This is a genomic window from Streptomyces sp. NBC_01450 (genome assembly GCF_036227505.1).
Lineage (GTDB): Bacteria > Actinomycetota > Actinomycetes > Streptomycetales > Streptomycetaceae > Streptomyces.
This window is the reverse complement of the sequence record NZ_CP109480.1, coordinates 10651539-10665373: the sequence shown is the minus strand read 5'-3', so window position 1 is coordinate 10665373 and position 13835 is coordinate 10651539. Positions and strand designations below refer to the sequence as shown.

13 protein-coding genes and 2 pseudogenes are annotated in these 13835 nt (G+C 68.2%); 7 read left to right on the top strand and 8 right to left on the bottom strand.

Annotated features, from left to right (window positions below; all coding sequences use genetic code 11):
- Positions 1 to 226 precede the first annotated feature (226 nt).
- The 3 genes and pseudogenes from OG568_RS47585 to OG568_RS47575 all read right to left on the bottom strand — a co-directional run bounded on the left by OG568_RS47585 (position 227) and on the right by OG568_RS47575 (position 3437).
- Entirely contained in the window at positions 227 to 2008 is a 1782-nt protein-coding gene (locus OG568_RS47585; RefSeq protein ID WP_329536646.1) for an FAD-binding dehydrogenase, read from the bottom strand.
- 452 nt (positions 2009 to 2460) lie between these two features.
- A pseudogene (locus OG568_RS47580) lies at positions 2461 to 2751 on the bottom strand (flotillin family protein); the annotation flags it as partial.
- Between the two features lie 71 nt (positions 2752 to 2822).
- Complete coding sequence (locus OG568_RS47575) at positions 2823 to 3437, bottom strand: hypothetical protein (RefSeq protein WP_329536143.1); 615 nt, start codon at positions 3435 to 3437, stop codon at positions 2823 to 2825.
- Between the two features lie 249 nt (positions 3438 to 3686).
- Here OG568_RS47575 and OG568_RS47570 point away from each other — a divergent pair, with 249 nt between their 5' ends.
- A complete protein-coding gene (locus tag OG568_RS47570; RefSeq protein ID WP_329536142.1) occupies positions 3687 to 4736 on the top strand; it encodes a PucR family transcriptional regulator in 1050 nt (349 codons plus the stop codon).
- Positions 4737 to 5168: 432 nt separating this feature from the next.
- On the opposite strand, the gene OG568_RS47560 is transcribed toward OG568_RS47570, so the two are convergent.
- The 3 genes from OG568_RS47560 to OG568_RS47550 form a co-directional block, all read right to left on the bottom strand.
- On the bottom strand, positions 5169 to 5696 hold the full coding sequence (locus tag OG568_RS47560) for a hypothetical protein (protein ID WP_329536141.1): 528 nt from the start codon (positions 5694 to 5696) through the stop codon (positions 5169 to 5171).
- A gap of 44 nt (positions 5697 to 5740) precedes the next feature.
- On the bottom strand, positions 5741 to 6991 hold the full coding sequence (locus OG568_RS47555; protein WP_329536140.1) for a molybdopterin-dependent oxidoreductase: 1251 nt from the start codon (positions 6989 to 6991) through the stop codon (positions 5741 to 5743).
- Positions 6992 to 7151: 160 nt separating this feature from the next.
- Positions 7152 to 7889, bottom strand: a complete 738-nt coding sequence (locus OG568_RS47550; protein WP_329536139.1) for a flavodoxin family protein — start codon at positions 7887 to 7889, stop codon at positions 7152 to 7154.
- Between the two features lie 123 nt (positions 7890 to 8012).
- Between OG568_RS47550 and OG568_RS47545 the strand changes: the two are divergent.
- A pseudogene (locus tag OG568_RS47545) lies at positions 8013 to 8240 on the top strand (thiamine pyrophosphate-binding protein); the annotation flags it as partial.
- A gap of 419 nt (positions 8241 to 8659) precedes the next feature.
- On the opposite strand, the gene OG568_RS47540 reads toward OG568_RS47545, so the two are convergent.
- The gene (locus tag OG568_RS47540) at positions 8660 to 8902 is read right to left on the bottom strand and encodes a hypothetical protein (RefSeq protein ID WP_329536138.1); all 243 of its coding nucleotides are present in this window, start codon (positions 8900 to 8902) and stop codon (positions 8660 to 8662) included.
- Positions 8903 to 9115: 213 nt separating this feature from the next.
- On the opposite strand from OG568_RS47540, the gene OG568_RS47535 reads away from it, so the two are divergent.
- The 3 genes from OG568_RS47535 (at position 9116) to OG568_RS47525 (ending at position 11057) form a co-directional block, all read left to right on the top strand.
- On the top strand, positions 9116 to 9487 hold the full coding sequence (locus OG568_RS47535; protein ID WP_329536137.1) for a hypothetical protein: 372 nt from the start codon (positions 9116 to 9118) through the stop codon (positions 9485 to 9487).
- A 1012-nt stretch (positions 9488 to 10499) separates the two neighbouring features.
- Positions 10500 to 10835, top strand: a complete 336-nt coding sequence (locus tag OG568_RS47530) for a hypothetical protein (protein WP_329536136.1) — start codon at positions 10500 to 10502, stop codon at positions 10833 to 10835.
- A 45-nt stretch (positions 10836 to 10880) separates the two neighbouring features.
- Positions 10881 to 11057, top strand: a complete 177-nt coding sequence (locus OG568_RS47525) for a hypothetical protein (RefSeq protein ID WP_329536135.1) — start codon at positions 10881 to 10883, stop codon at positions 11055 to 11057.
- 50 nt (positions 11058 to 11107) lie between these two features.
- Here the strand turns inward: OG568_RS47525 and OG568_RS47520 are convergent, their stop codons facing one another.
- A complete protein-coding gene (locus OG568_RS47520) occupies positions 11108 to 11689 on the bottom strand; it encodes a hypothetical protein (protein WP_329536134.1) in 582 nt (193 codons plus the stop codon).
- Positions 11690 to 12931: 1242 nt separating this feature from the next.
- Here OG568_RS47520 and OG568_RS47515 point away from each other — a divergent pair.
- Entirely contained in the window at positions 12932 to 13222 is a 291-nt protein-coding gene (locus tag OG568_RS47515; protein WP_329536133.1) for a hypothetical protein, read from the top strand.
- 113 nt (positions 13223 to 13335) lie between these two features.
- Positions 13336 to 13647 (top strand): hypothetical protein, encoded by a 312-nt coding sequence (locus OG568_RS47510; protein WP_329536132.1) that lies wholly within the window; start codon positions 13336 to 13338, stop codon positions 13645 to 13647.
- Positions 13648 to 13835: the final 188 nt, after the last annotated feature.

Below are 13835 nucleotides of genomic sequence, written 5' to 3'. Positions count from 1 at the left end.
TCGGCCCCCTATGCCTGCGCGGCGTCGCGTACCACGTCTGCGACGCCGTGCAGGGCTGAGGACATCCTGGAACCCGTGCGGCACACCCTGATGGACGTACCCGGCAGTTTGACCAGCGGCGACTTTGACCAGCGGCGACAGTGAACTGCCACTGGAGCACCAAGTTGCCGCTGGGCGGAGAGCGGTCGCACGCTTCGGGAGGTCGGTGCCCGGCTGGCCGTACGGCTCAGATCGCCGCGGCCGCCGCGCGTCCTGCCTGCCGTCCGGAGAACAGGCAGCCGCCCAGGAACGTCCCTTCCAGGGAGCGGTATCCGTGCACCCCCCCGCCGCCGAATCCGGCGACCTCACCAGCCGCGTACAGACCGGGAACCGGAGCGCCGGAGGCGTCCAGAACGCGACCGGAGAGGTCGGTCTGCAGGCCGCCCAGGGTCTTGCGGGTGAGGATGTTGAGCCGTACGGCGATCAGCGGGCCGGCACTGGGGTCCAGGATCCTGTGGATCGCGGCGGTGCGGCTGAGTGAGTCCCCGGTGTAGGCCAGCGCGTTGCGGATGCCCATCACCTGGACGTCCTTCGTGTACGGGTTGCCGATCTCCCGGTCCCTCGCCTCGATCTGCCGCTGGAGGTCGGCCAGTTGGATCAGACCGTCACCGGTCAGCTTGTTCATCCCGAGGACGAGTTCGGAGAGGCTGGAGGCGACGACGAAGTCGACACCGTTCTTCTTGAACTTCTCGATCGGCTCCGGCGTCTGCCAGATGCGCGAGAGAAGCTTCAGGATGTCCTTGTTGGTGAGGTCCGGGTTCTGCTCGGAACCTGAGAGCGCGAACTCCTTCGCGATGATCTTCTGCGTGGTGACGAACCAGGAGTAGTCGTAGCCGCTGGCGGTGATCGAGCCCAGGGTGTGGAGGGTGTCGTAGCCCGGCATGTCGGGGGCGGAGAACCGCTTGCCCTTGGCGTCGAACCACATCGAGGACGGTCCCGGGAGGATGCGGATGCCGTGGTTGGCCCAGATCGGGTCGTAGTTCCTGAGGCCCTCGGTGTAGTGCCACATCCGGTCGGGGTTGACGACTCGGCCGCCCGCCGCCGCGGTGATCCCCAGCATCCGCCCGTCCACGTACGCCGGCACACCGGTGACCATGAACTTGGGCGGGGTGCCGAGCCGGGCCGGCCAGTTCTGCCGTACCAGATCGTGGTTGGCCCCTATCCCGCCCGAGGTGACGATCACGACCGGGGCGTGCAGCTCGAAGTCGCCGACCACCGTACGGGAACTGGCCTTGCCGCGCGCCGCGGTACTGGGTTCGAGGATCGCGCCGCGCACACCGGTCACCACACCGCCGGTACGCACGATCTCATCAACACGATGCCGGAACTTGAAGGTCACCTTCCCGTTCGCGACCGCGGCCCGCACCTGCTTCTCGAACGGCTCGACCACGGCCGGACCGGTGCCCCAGGTGACGTGGAAGCGGGGCACCGAGTTGCCGTGCCCGTCCGCGAGTCCGCCGCCGCGCTCGGCCCAGCCCACGATCGGGAACCAGCGGATCCCCAGGCCGTAGAGCCAGGACCGCTTCTCCCCCGCGGCGAAGTCCACATACGCCTCGGCCCACTTGTGGGCCCAGTAGTCCTGGCCGCCCGGGTCGTCGATGCCGCGGTCGAAGCCCGCCGTGCCCAACCAGTCCTGCCACGCGAGCTCTTGGGAGTCCTTGATGCCCATGAGTCGCTGCTCGTCGGAGTCGATCAGGAACAGACCGCCGAAGGACCAGAACGCCTGTCCGCCCAGGTTGGACTCGGGTTCCTGGTCCAGGAGCAGCACTTTGCGCCCAGCGGCGACCAGTTCGGCCGTCGCGACCAGACCGGCGAGGCCGCCGCCGACGACGATGGCGTCGGCGTCCGACGCCCCGGCCGCGAACGCCGGTACCGCGTGCGCCGCGAGGGCGGCGCCGGCTGCCACGCCGCCGGCCACCGTCAAAGCCCTTCGTCTGCTGATCATTGTGGGCGACGCCGAATTCTCCATGAGGTGCCTTCCGGAAGAGGTACGGGAGGTGCGGGAGGTGCGGGAGACATGCAGAGGCATGCCGCGACACCTCTGCTGTTACCGCCGGTAGCACCCCGGGAAACCAGGCCGCGTCGGCGATCTCGCGCCAATTGAGCCGCGGGCCGGCACTCTGCCTTCGCCGCGCACGCGACACACCGCCCAAGGAGAGCGGAGCACCTCAAGAACCAGATCCACAGCCGTCAGGGTCGGTCGTCAGCTCCTCGAAGAGGTACGCGGCGGACGCCTCGCCGGCGTGGACTGCCAGCTCCGCCCGGAAGTCGGCGATCGCGGGAGGGCGGCCCTTCTCCGTCACGAACCCGCCGCCCGCGCCGCCGCCCAGCTGTTCTGGGCCCACACGCTTCCCGCCGAGGAGCGCGCGACCCTGAAACGCCGCGCGGTGTCGCTCGCCCGCGCCCGGGACACGTTCGGCCAAAGCTGATGTGGATGTCGGCGCGGATGTTGTCCTGGCAGATCAGACCCTCACGGCCGGTGCGGCGGATCTCGATGGACTTCACCGAGATGTCCATGTATTCGGCCTTGTGCAGCACCGGTAGCACCACGGCACCGGTGAAGGTGACATCCACCTTCTTCGTCTTGGAGATGATCAGCGCCCGTCCCTGCTCCACCTTGCGGAACAGCCGGCCGACCACCAACAGCATGGTGATCGCGATGAGGAGGACAACGGCGACGAGCACGCCGATGCCCACGGAGAGGACATCCATGGCAAACGTCCTTGAGGCATAAGGAACTTCAAGCGGGTCAGAAGGTGCGGCGTCCAGCGGGCGCGGGCGACTCAGGTGCCGTGGCCCCGCGGGTCGCGCGCCGTGTCGTACGGCGCGACCCAGATGAACTCGCCGACCTCGTCGTAGGCGTACAACAGGCCGGTACTGCCGCTGGTGAGGACCTCGTCCGCGGTCTGGCGCACCTGCACCACCGCGGTGGAGCTGTCCTTGGCCGCGACCTCGGCCTGGCCGAAGCCGACGTCCACCCGCCCCGTGCGGATGGTGCAGGTAAGTCCCACGAAGTCCAGCCGGGACGGCCCCCGTTCATCGGGAAAGAGGTGGCACAACGGCCGTACGAGCACGCGGGTCACACGCCAGGCGATCAGCAGTGCCCCCGCCAGGACCACCAGCCCGGCCAGCCCGCGGACCACCCCGGAGGACGCCAGGGGATCGAGCAGGACGGTCGCGCTCAGACTCAGGAACCAGCCGATCGCGGTCGCCAGGGAGAAGACGACCGTGACCGGTATCCCGCCCATCCCCCAGGCGTCGAAGTGCACGTGGCCGTCGAAGCCGTGGGACTCCGCCGCTCCGACGGCGACCAGCAGCCAGAAGCCGACAACCACGACGAGCGCGGCCGTGAACAGGATGGTGGGAAAACCGCTGACAGCCACGAGAAACGACCACATGCCCCCACCCTCCGTTCGTCGTGTTGTGATGCCGACCTGTTTCGGTGGCGCACGGCTCCCCTCCGGCTTTCGGTGTCGGACACCACCCAGGTGTCCGGCACCGAAAGCATCCGCCGTGCTCCCCTGCGCACATCGTGCATGTCAGGTACCGACCAGCGCATTGCCGGTTCCCGGCAGTGTTCATTAGGGTCTGCATGCCGGTCGCCGCTAAGAAGTCGTCACCGGGCCGTCAAGAAACCAGGGGACGACGTGACGGGGCACGACATATCCGAGCAGTATCTGAAGGGCTATGCCCTGATCCTGGCGGAGGTCTCGGCCACCGGTCGGCGCCTCACCCGCGAGGAGATCGAGTCACGCCGCACCCTTGGCGAACAGGCCGCCGACGCCGGTCACGGCCTGCGCGCCCTCGTCAGCGCCCACCTGTCCGCCGCCCGCGTCGCCTGGCCCGCGACGCCCGGTTCCGTCGACAGCACACTTGCCGCGATCCAACAGGTCATCGACGCCTTCGCCGAGGGCTACGAACGAGCACAGTTCCTCGCCGTACGGAAAGAGGAGGCGGCGCGCCGCGAGTTCATCGACGACCTCCTCTACGGCCGCAGCGACCTGGGCCGCCTCGCCGAGCGCTTCGGCCTACGCCTCTCCCACGCGCACGCCGTGGCCGTGGCGCAGAGCACGACCGCCTACGACGCGGGCGCCGTAGTGCCACGACAGGTGGAACAGTCCCTCATCGCGCGCTTCGGCGACCGCAACATTCTGTTCACCACCAAGGACGGCCGTATGCTGTGCGTCGCGCCCGGCGACCAGGACGACGTCCTCACCTACTTCGCCAAGCAGGCGTACGCGGCCTCGGACGGCGGACTCGTCGCCATCGGCCGCCCCCAACCCGGCCCCGGCGGGGTCGTCCAGTCCTACGAAGAGGCACTGAACACCCTCGAACTCGCCGAACGCCTCGAACTCGACGACCCGGTGCTGCGCGCCGCCGACCTGCTGGTCTACCCCGTCCTCACCCGAGACCGCCAGGCCATGGCCGACCTCGCCCTCGACGCCCTCGGCCCGCTCACCACCGCCCGCGGTGGCCCCGAGCACCTCCTGGACACCCTCACCGCGTACTTCGACTCGGGCTGCGTCGCCGCCGAGGCCGCGCGCCGCCTCTCCCTGAGCGTGCGCGCCCTGACCTACCGCCTGGAACGCATCCACAAGCTGACCGGCGCCAACCCCGCCGACCCGGCCCACCGCTACACGCTCCAGACCGCCGTCATCGGCGCCCGACTGCTGAACTGGCCCGCCCAGAGCCTCTGACCCGGTCGGCTCAGCGGTAGTCGGGGTTCGGGGCATCCAGACGACAGCCCGCATCCCGATCCGAGCCCTGGTTTCCGTGGGCGGGGACGCCGCCCACGCGCTTCAACAGGGACGCCAGGTACGTCCATAGCGGGGACCCTGGACCCGGCTCCGGATGCGTCGGGCACCCGGTAGGCGGATCTGGAGGTACCGCGGCGGTACGAAGGGGTCGTCCTCGACGTCGGGATGCGGGCCCGGCGGCCCGTGGCGGCGCTCGCCGCGCAGGGGCGACGAGCGCTGGGTATCGACGTCAGCGAGGCGGGCCGTCGCTCACACCGTGTGGCTCGGCGGGCAGGCGCTGCGCCGGTCCGTCTTCGACGCGCTCCCTGGTGAGGGCCACTGGGTCACCGCCCTCCTGCGATACGCCCGCCACGCGGGCCGGCGTCGAGGCGCTCAGTGGGCGGCCGGGGGCCGCTCCTTTGTCGCCCTGCGCAACCGCTCCGACCGCGCCGACCTCCGCGAGCGCAGCACGAGCAGCACGGCGGAACCCCCGAACAACACCGCCGTGACCAGCAGCCAGCGGGCGAGGAAGCCGTCGCCGGACAGACCGGTGTCGGAGCGGTAGAGGCCCGACACCTGCCCACTGATCAGCGGAAACCACATCAGCAGCAGGAGACAGGAGAAGGCCGCCGGGAACCGGACATAGAGCGTCCACTCCCGATGGCCGACCACGTCCAACCCCCGTGTGAAGGCCCGGTCCACCCCCGCGTACAAGGGCACCAGTACCAGATCGTGGAGGACCGCCGCGCCCACGAACCACAGCACCACTCCGAACCAGTCCCCGGCGAGCAGCCGCACTCCGGCGTACCCGGCGAGCGCGAGCGAACAGGCCAGCAGCAGGATCTGGAGCGGACTGCCCAGAACGGGCTTCCCGAACGGCCGACGCGTCACAGGTCGTCGTCGCGTCACAGGTCGTCGCATCACAGGTCGTCGCATCACAGGTCGTCGCATCACAGGTCGTCGCATCACAGGTCTCCGAACGTCATCCGGGCCACCCACTTGGTGTTGAGCACGCCGGGCGCCGCGGGGACGATGATCCGCGCGGGGTAACCGTGGTCGGGGGTCAGATCCTCGCCGTTGACGAACAGGGCCAGCAGCGAGCGCGGGTCGCGGACCTGGTTGTAGCGCAGGGCCGCGTGCCGGAACGCCCCGTGCCGCTGCAACGACTCCACCAGTACGTCGGGCGCCGCGCCCTCCTCGTATCCGACGAGCCGCGCCAGGTCCCGCAGCGGTACGCCCCGCCACCACTGGTCGGAGGTCGACCAGCCCTCCACGCAGGCGATGGGCAACGCGGCACTGCGGAGCGGGAGTTCCAGCAACTCGTCCCGGCTCAGCCGGACCGTGCGCCCACGCCCCTCGACGACCAGCCGCCATGCCTCCTCGCTCGTCTCCCGCATGTCGATACCCACCACCGCGGCCGTCTTGTTGATCTGGAAGCCACCGGGGCCGGAGCCCGGTTCGGGGCCGCCGTGGGGCGCGAGAACGGCCGTCTCCCGCAACGGCCCGTCGAAACTGTGCCCGGCCGTCGTAGCGAACAGCACCAGCGATCCACCGCCCACGAACCCGAGGGCGCCACGCCGCGAGACGGTGGGCGGGTCGGGATCCGGTGCCACCAACTCGTCTTCTGTTTCGCGGCGTTGTCCCTCGCCCCGGAGGTGGCGCAGATTGCGCAGCGCCATGGGCACCCGCAGCACGGCGTGCGCCACGAACGCGGCGAAGAACACCCAGGCCCCGTAGAAGTGCAGCGGGTAGAAGGAGCCCGGGAAGAGGTAGTCGAGCTGGACGTTCAGCACACCTGTCGTGAACTCGAACAGCGCGCCCCCGACCAGCAGGAGCAGCGAGACGCGCTCCAGCCCGTGTGCGAGCGACCGCACCGGCGGCAGCGTGAACAGCTTCGGCACGACCGACCACAGCTTCGCCAGCAGTACGGGGATCAACGTGATCCCGAGCGTGACGTGGACGCCCTGCGTGAGGCGGTACAACCACCTTGGGGTGGTGGGCCAGGAGAAGAGGTAGAAGCCGAGCAGACCCTTGTCCGGGGTCATGTCGTTCACCGGTGACAGGTTCGGGTTGTACGCGGCATAGGACAGCAGCCCCGTCACGAACAGCACCGTGATCCCGCCGAGCAGGACGACGCCGAGCACCGAGGTGAACCAGGGGCCACGCACGGAGCTGCGCCAGAACGTGGGTGAGGTGGGGAGCTCCGGCTTGTGCATGTCCCGACCGTAGGCCGAGGGCTCTCCCGAACGGGTCCGTAAACCATGACAAAACTCTGACGTCCACCCCGGTGGCCGCGCCGCCGGGCGCTTCGCCGGTCAAAGTCCAGGTCTTCGGTCAAGGACCAGGTCTTCTTGCTGTGCGTAGTGCGTCGCGTTCCTACCGGTGCTCGGGGTTTTCGTAGTCACGGCGGCAGCCGGCGTCCCAAGCGGTGCGCTGGTTGCCGTATGCGGGAATGCCACCGAGATCCTTCAACGCCCGGGACAGGTGCAGCAGGTTCCAGGTCATGAAGGTGGTGTTGCGGTTGGTGAAGTCGTTCTCCGGACCGCCCGAGCCGGGGTCGAGGTACGAGGGGCCGGGGCCCGCCTCGCCGATCCATCCGGCGTCCGCCTGGGGAGGGATGGTGTAGCCCAGGTGCTGCAAGCTGTAAAGGACGTTCATGGCACAGTGCTTGACGCCGTCCTCGTTGCCGGTGATCAGGCAGCCGCCGACGCGCCCGTAATAGGCGTACTGTCCGGCCTCGTTCAGCAGGCTGGAGCAGGAGTAGAGGCGTTCGATCACCCGCTTCATCACGGAACTGTTGTCGCCCAGCCAGATGGGGCCGGCCAACACGAGGATGTCGGCCGCCAGGACCTGCTGGTAGAGGTCCGGCCAGGCGTCCGTCTCCCAGCCGTGCTCCGTCATATCGGGCCACACACCGGTGGCGATGTCGTGGTCCACCGCCCGTACGACATCGACGTGCACTCCCTGCGCGTCCATGACGGCGGTGCTGCGGTCGATCAGTCCCTGGGTGTTGCTCGATTCCGGCGAGCGCTTGAGAGTGCAGTTGATCACCAGAGCGCGCAGGTCGTCGTACCGGGCCGGCGGTGCATCGGTGGCGGGCGACAAAGCGGTCACACGGTCCTCCCAGAGCCCTGCCGCCGCACGGTGCGCGGCGGCATGTCCACATCTGGATCCAGCCTGCGGGCCGACCGTGGCAGGCGCCACCACTACGCCTCCGAATGCCCGACGGTACTCACGGTGGCCGAGGGTGTGGAGTACGTTTTCGGGATTCCCGGGGAGGAGACCATCCGCTTCGTCGACGCCCTCAACGGCTCAGGGATCCGCTACGTCATAGTGCGTCACGAGCAGGCCGCCTCGTTCATGGTGGAGATCTACGCGCGGCTGACCGGCTCGGCCGGGGTGTGTTCGGCCATGCTGGGGCCCGGCGCGATCCTGGCAGGCCACGGTGTTCGGATCGCTTACTCGGGGTGAATACGTAGATCACCTCTCGTGGCCCTCTGAACTGCGGTGGAGGGCGTCAGAGGGCGTAAGCGGTACAGAGAGGGCCGGAGGAGGTGTGTCGGACACCCCGGCGAAGCCCGCTTCGCGAGGTCGGTGGGTTCGCCTCAGGCAGGCACCGATCGGGGGCCGGATGTGTGAGGGAGGACCTGTTCGGCCCAGACGCCCCCTCCGCCCGGTATCGGGCGGGAGCCCCACCGGCGGGACAGGTTGGTGACGAGGAAGAACCGCGGCCGTTCTCGTCCGTGGTGCGTGCGCGACGCGGACGTGGGGTGCAGGGGCTGGTGTCGGACACTTCGCAAGTCAGGAGCTGGTGCCGGATGAGCCTTAGCCGGGCTCACGCAGCGGTGCCAGCCGCCCGGGGCCGACGAGGGAAAACGAGACCCCTAACCCGCGTTGTCCGGCACCCGCAACTGCATGACGGTGCGGCCGGCCGCCACGTCGGTCAGCAGGTGGGCAGCGGGCGCGGCATCGGTGCGCGATCCACGGGCGCTCTTGCCGTCCACCGCGACCGCCCACGCCCCGGCCGGGCCGTGGCCGAGCAGGTCGGCAAACCCTCCGGAACACACCAGGACCAGCACGCGGCGCAGGGTGGAGGGCGAGGCGGGCCGGAGGTGAGCGTGTGACACCGTCCGCGTGTGAAACCACTGTGGTGATGGTTCATCACATCCCTGTGGTCTGCTGGCTCTTGGAGTCGTCAGGACTAGCAATCAGCCCTGCGGTCATGGTCAGTGCCATTCGTGGACGCCCCCAAGGAGTTCGGTGCACTCGGCGGCATCGACAATGCCGGTCGGCTGAGGGAGCATGGCGGCGACTCGTCGGCCACAGGGCGGAGGCAGTGAGTGGCCAAACCGTCACAGCCGTGGCTCGGACTGGTGAAGGCCGGATTCGGCCTGGCAGCACTCGTCCTCGGTGGTGGATCACAACTGCTGGCCACCATCAAGGTTCTCGCGTTGCCCGGCGGCCTGGTGGCCCTGTCCCTTGCCGCTGCGATCTGGGTGTCGAGCAAATGGGTCTCGGCGGCCGAGGATCATCCGCCGCTACGGCCGCTGAACCGTGCGTTGGGCCCGCTCGGGGCAGCCGGAGTACTCGGCGGGCAACTCTGGCTGGGCCCTGTCGCCGTGCTGCTGTCCAGCTTTCTGCTGATCAGCGCCGGAGTCTGGTTCCTGATCGACGGAACCACCGACGTCATGGTCTTCCGGCGGCTGCCGTGACCGGCAACCGGGGAAGGCCGACCAGCCTGCCCACGGGACCGGACGCCGGGAGATGACTCGCCGGGATTGGTGATGAGTGATCGGCGCCGGGGCAATCGCCGTCTTGACCACCTGGTCTGTTGTGCTGCCGGTGTGATCTCTTCGTGGTGGGCGGGCCCACGGCTGGGGGACATCGAGGCAGGAGCCGTGACGTACTGGGGACTGCGGCTGTCGATCGTCAGCGGCGGCCTTCTCTGCCTGACCGGGCCGTCCTTCGCGTTCGGCCTCGGCGACGCGGGCGAGAAGGTTGTCGCGGATCTCAACAAGCCGGTCACGCTGGGCGGGGTCGGCCCAGAGCATCGGGCAGCGCACCCCCACCGCCCACTGAACCAAGTACGGAGATCTCGCAGTTCAGAGGGCAGACGGCGTCGTCGATCGCTACTCCGCGAGCGACAACCCTCGCTCGACTTCGCCAGCCTCGACGCCGTCTCCCGTACTCTCGCGGGTCTGTTCTGGGCCCGGATCGAAGCGCTGGCGCCGGACATCGACTCCCTGCGGCTGCCGCCGGCGGTGCCCGCCCTTGGAAAGAGGCTGAAGACCAGGAGGCGTACCACCAACGGCCCTGACGGGACACGACACGCATCGAGGTCGCCATGCCGTGCCCGATCGGCGACGACGAGATCCAAAAGGCCAAGGACCGCAAGCACCGCATGGCCCGCATGGACCAACGGACACGGGAGCGGCCGCCCGTCCTCCTCGTTCTGATCAGCACGACCGACCGTCGGCGACGCACTGCCGCCGATCCCCTCCGGGCCGCACAGGGAACCGAGCCCGGGGTGCTGATCACCAGCACCGGCGGTTCACAGCGCAGAGCCGTCGCTCCCAGCGCCGCAGGCCACCTCACCTGGGCCGAGGAGACGAACAGTGGACGGCGGAGAAATTACACCAACGAGGAGGAGGAATCGTTCTGGGCCTTCGTCGCCATCAAGGTCCTGCGGCTACCGGAATCCGTAACGAGGAACTGCTGTAGCCGATGCACCACAGCTTCACCCAATACCGGCTCCCGTCCACTGGCGAACTCGTGCCATTGCTCCAGATCGCCCCGTCCAAGACGGATACCGAACGCCTCCTACTGGCCAGTCTGGAACTCGCCGATTTCCTCAGCACGATGATCAGCCACCTACCCGGCATCAACGGGGCAGTCCCGCTGGTGGCCTCCTACGCCATCCGCCCCGGCGAAGAGTACCGAACCCCTACCGGCCAAGAATGGGACGCTTTCCTCGCGCATTTCGAGAAACGGAAGGTGTCCATCGGAACCTGTGCACGCGCCTTCAGAACGTGCATCCATGAGCACGCTTGTGTCAGATGAGCGCTCCTCCGACCCGACCCGGACCAATGGGGGCGGCTGATCGACATGCACGACAACCTCACTGCCCGTATTGCCGAAGCCGAGCGCGAAGGCTGGCTCGGCGAGGTCGAGGGGCTTCGCGTCAGCCTGACCGGCGCCGAAGACAGCCTCTCCCAACTGGCCACAAGCGCCGCGAGTGCGGCGGTCGATCTCCCGAAGCCGATGCTGTGGAGTGACCGATGAAGCGCCCCATCACTCGTTCCGGAGCGACAGGCCCTCGTAAAGCAGCCGGATCAGAACGGTTCGAAGCTCGGCTCGACCGGACCAATCTCGCCACGCTCTGCCAGTTCGTTCAGGTCTTCCGGCTCAAGGAACTCCAAGGCATCTGAGTCGATCCCATGGTACGGGTCCACGTCGCGCAGGCGCTCGACGAAGGCGAGCACGAAGTCGGTGAACGATCCGTCGAAGACCTCGGAATCCGTCCCGTTGATGTTCGTGACGATCTTCCAGCGGTCCGGCTCTGGGTCGCACGGCCAGAAGAAGTGCTCGTCACCGGAGTAGTCGTATCCCCAGGAGATGAGGCCGCCCGAGGCGGGGTGGAACCGGAACGGGTACTGGTCCGAGTCACGTCGCCACGACTGGCCGAACGATTCGTGGATCTTCCGCATTCGATCCAGCAACGGGCTGGATCCTCGGGGGTGGAAGACCACCAGCTCTCCGCAGATCGCGCCAGTGCCATAGGCGTCAAGGAACGCCTTGAAGTCGCCTGGAAGCGCCGAGCCGACATAGCCCTCAACCTCAGCCCAGTCATCAGGGGATGGGTCTCGGACCGGTGGCGGGCCGAACAGTTGCACCAGGTCACCCAAACCCGCCATATGTCCCACCTGCTTGATCGTCGATTGTCGGCGTCAAACCTAGTCAGACGCGGCTGCGGTGATCAAGGGAGAGCGGGATCGGCAGCCATCCCGCCGAGTCATTTCACGACGTTGACCGCTCGCGACTACGACCAACAAAGCTCACAGGCAGCGAAGTTCATCCCTGAAAGGGCGGGGCCGGTCAAGTGTCGTGCTGTCCGGGTTCTCTGTCTGATGCATGCGGAAGGAGGGCTTGCTTGGGCTATGGCGGCTGCAGCGATTCCCTTGATCAGGGCCCTGCGCTTCATTTCGTGCGTCATTTCGTGTCTCCTTCGCGTGGCACAGCAGTTTCCGAACCGCCGTCGAACGGGTTACACCCGCAATTGGTCGCAGCTCGCACCTGTCCCGGCCGACCGGCCCGGGGCATGGTAGATCAAGGGAACGCCTCGCCGATGGGAACGCTCGTGCGGGCGCCTGGAGCGCTCTGAAACTGCTTCACGAACGCTTATTTCAATCTCGGCAGCCAACTCAATTCGCGGGCAAAATTATCGTCAACAATTTCAGGGATTCTATTGCCACTCATATGCCACCCATAGAGACTGCTCCAAAGCCTGTGATTCTTGAAAATCACGCCGCGCAACTCGTTGAACGAAATCGATCCCTGTCTGCGGGAAAGGAGGGCTGTGCATCTTCCGCAAATCATCCCAGGCCCTTTGCCAACGTGATTGTTGGCAGCTTTCATGCTCTGCAGAGCGGCCACGCGATGCCATGGCCGGTAGTTCGTCAGTCACAAGGCAGCGTGGCCCCGCACTGCCATTCACCCCCTCCGCAGGAGGGCACGTGTTACCACACCCCCCGCCCCGGGCCCGCTCAACGAGACCACGTACCCGAACCACGCGCTGCCGGCCGCCGCCGGAGGCTCCGTCACCCTCGACTTCACGGCCGCCGTGCAGTCCGGCACCACTCCTCGGCGCCTTCCACGCCCTGGCCCCCGGTCACGCCAAGGCTCTGCTCGCCTCCTATCTGGTCGGCGCCCACAGCACACCCCGGCAGGCTGGTGCCGGCGCTCCAGGTCGCCAGCGGGGCCGCGATCCTGTTCCTGGGCGCGCGGCTGTCGCACCGCAGATGGAGGCAACGGGCGGCGGCGAACAGTGACGTGCACGACCACGGCCACCACGACCACAGTCGCAGCCACGGCGGCGGACACCACCACCATCACCCGGCCGTCATGCCCACCACCGCCGCGGCATCGCCACGATGGGCGTGTCCGGGGGAATCATCCCCTGCCCCGAGGCGCTGACGGTCCTGTTGGCGGCCATCGGCCTGGGCCGCACCGCTCTGGGCCTGACCGTGATCGTCGCATTCAGCGTCGGTCTGGCCGGCGTCCTGGTCGGCCTGGGCCTGATCCTGGTGAGCGCCCGCGCCAGCCTTGCAGGTCTCCGTCAGTGTGGGTCCGGCCAGCTGGTGCAATGGCTGCCCATGGTCTCCGCGGCCGTCGTGACCGTGCTCGGTCTCGTCATCACGGTCGACGGCATCGGCGAGTTTGCCGACTGAGCGGTGCACGGTGAACGTGGCCGTCTTCGCAGTCGCCGTCCGGACGCCGTCCCACCCGTAACGCTTGATCTGCTGGCCCAGTCCGGGCCGATGGCAGTCTCGAGCGCGCCAACGTGGCCCAGCAGCCGTCCCCGCAGAACCGCGATGCCGCCCAGCACATGCTCGGCAACTCGGTCGCCGTCTACCTGGACGGCGAACCCACAGCGGCCGCCGTCGCCTCCTCGAACGTGGACGTCACCGGCCCGTTCCCCATTCTCAAACGTGCGGGCGCGATCAGCGCCGAGCGTCCGAGGACCGTGATCCCCGACCTGCGGGACGGCTCCCGACCCGGCCTGGTGAGGGAACAGGGGGGGCGCACCCTGCCTGCGGGAGTCACCCGTTCGGCGGGCGTCGTGAGCGCAATCGACTCGTTGGGGACAGCGTGACCGTGCACGGTGAACAGCATGCAGGCAGCGCGCCAACCAGTGGCAACTGCTCCTACCAGGGAGACGGGACTCGCCGCGCGCTGAGGCTGCGGCTAGAAGCCGCAGCCTCAGCGCGTCTGGGCGTGCCCGACGCGCGACAGTCCCCGGCCCTTGGCCGCCGCACCCGCGCCTGGTGTGGCGGACCCCCG

Coding starts and splice junctions, on each gene's coding strand:
- OG568_RS47555 (WP_329536140.1), bottom strand. CDS start 6,991: ATGCACAAGCCGGAGCTCCCCACCTCACCCACGTTCTGGCGCAGCTCC.
- OG568_RS47560 (WP_329536141.1), bottom strand. CDS start 5,696: ATGCGACGACCTGTGACGCGACGACGACCTGTGACGCGTCGGCCGTTC.
- OG568_RS47530 (WP_329536136.1), top strand. CDS start 10,500: ATGCACCACAGCTTCACCCAATACCGGCTCCCGTCCACTGGCGAACTC.
- OG568_RS47525 (WP_329536135.1), top strand. CDS start 10,881: ATGCACGACAACCTCACTGCCCGTATTGCCGAAGCCGAGCGCGAAGGC.
- OG568_RS47575 (WP_329536143.1), bottom strand. CDS start 3,437: ATGTGGTCGTTTCTCGTGGCTGTCAGCGGTTTTCCCACCATCCTGTTC.
- OG568_RS47520 (WP_329536134.1), bottom strand. CDS start 11,689: ATGGCGGGTTTGGGTGACCTGGTGCAACTGTTCGGCCCGCCACCGGTC.
- OG568_RS47585 (WP_329536646.1), bottom strand. CDS start 2,008: ATGGAGAATTCGGCGTCGCCCACAATGATCAGCAGACGAAGGGCTTTG.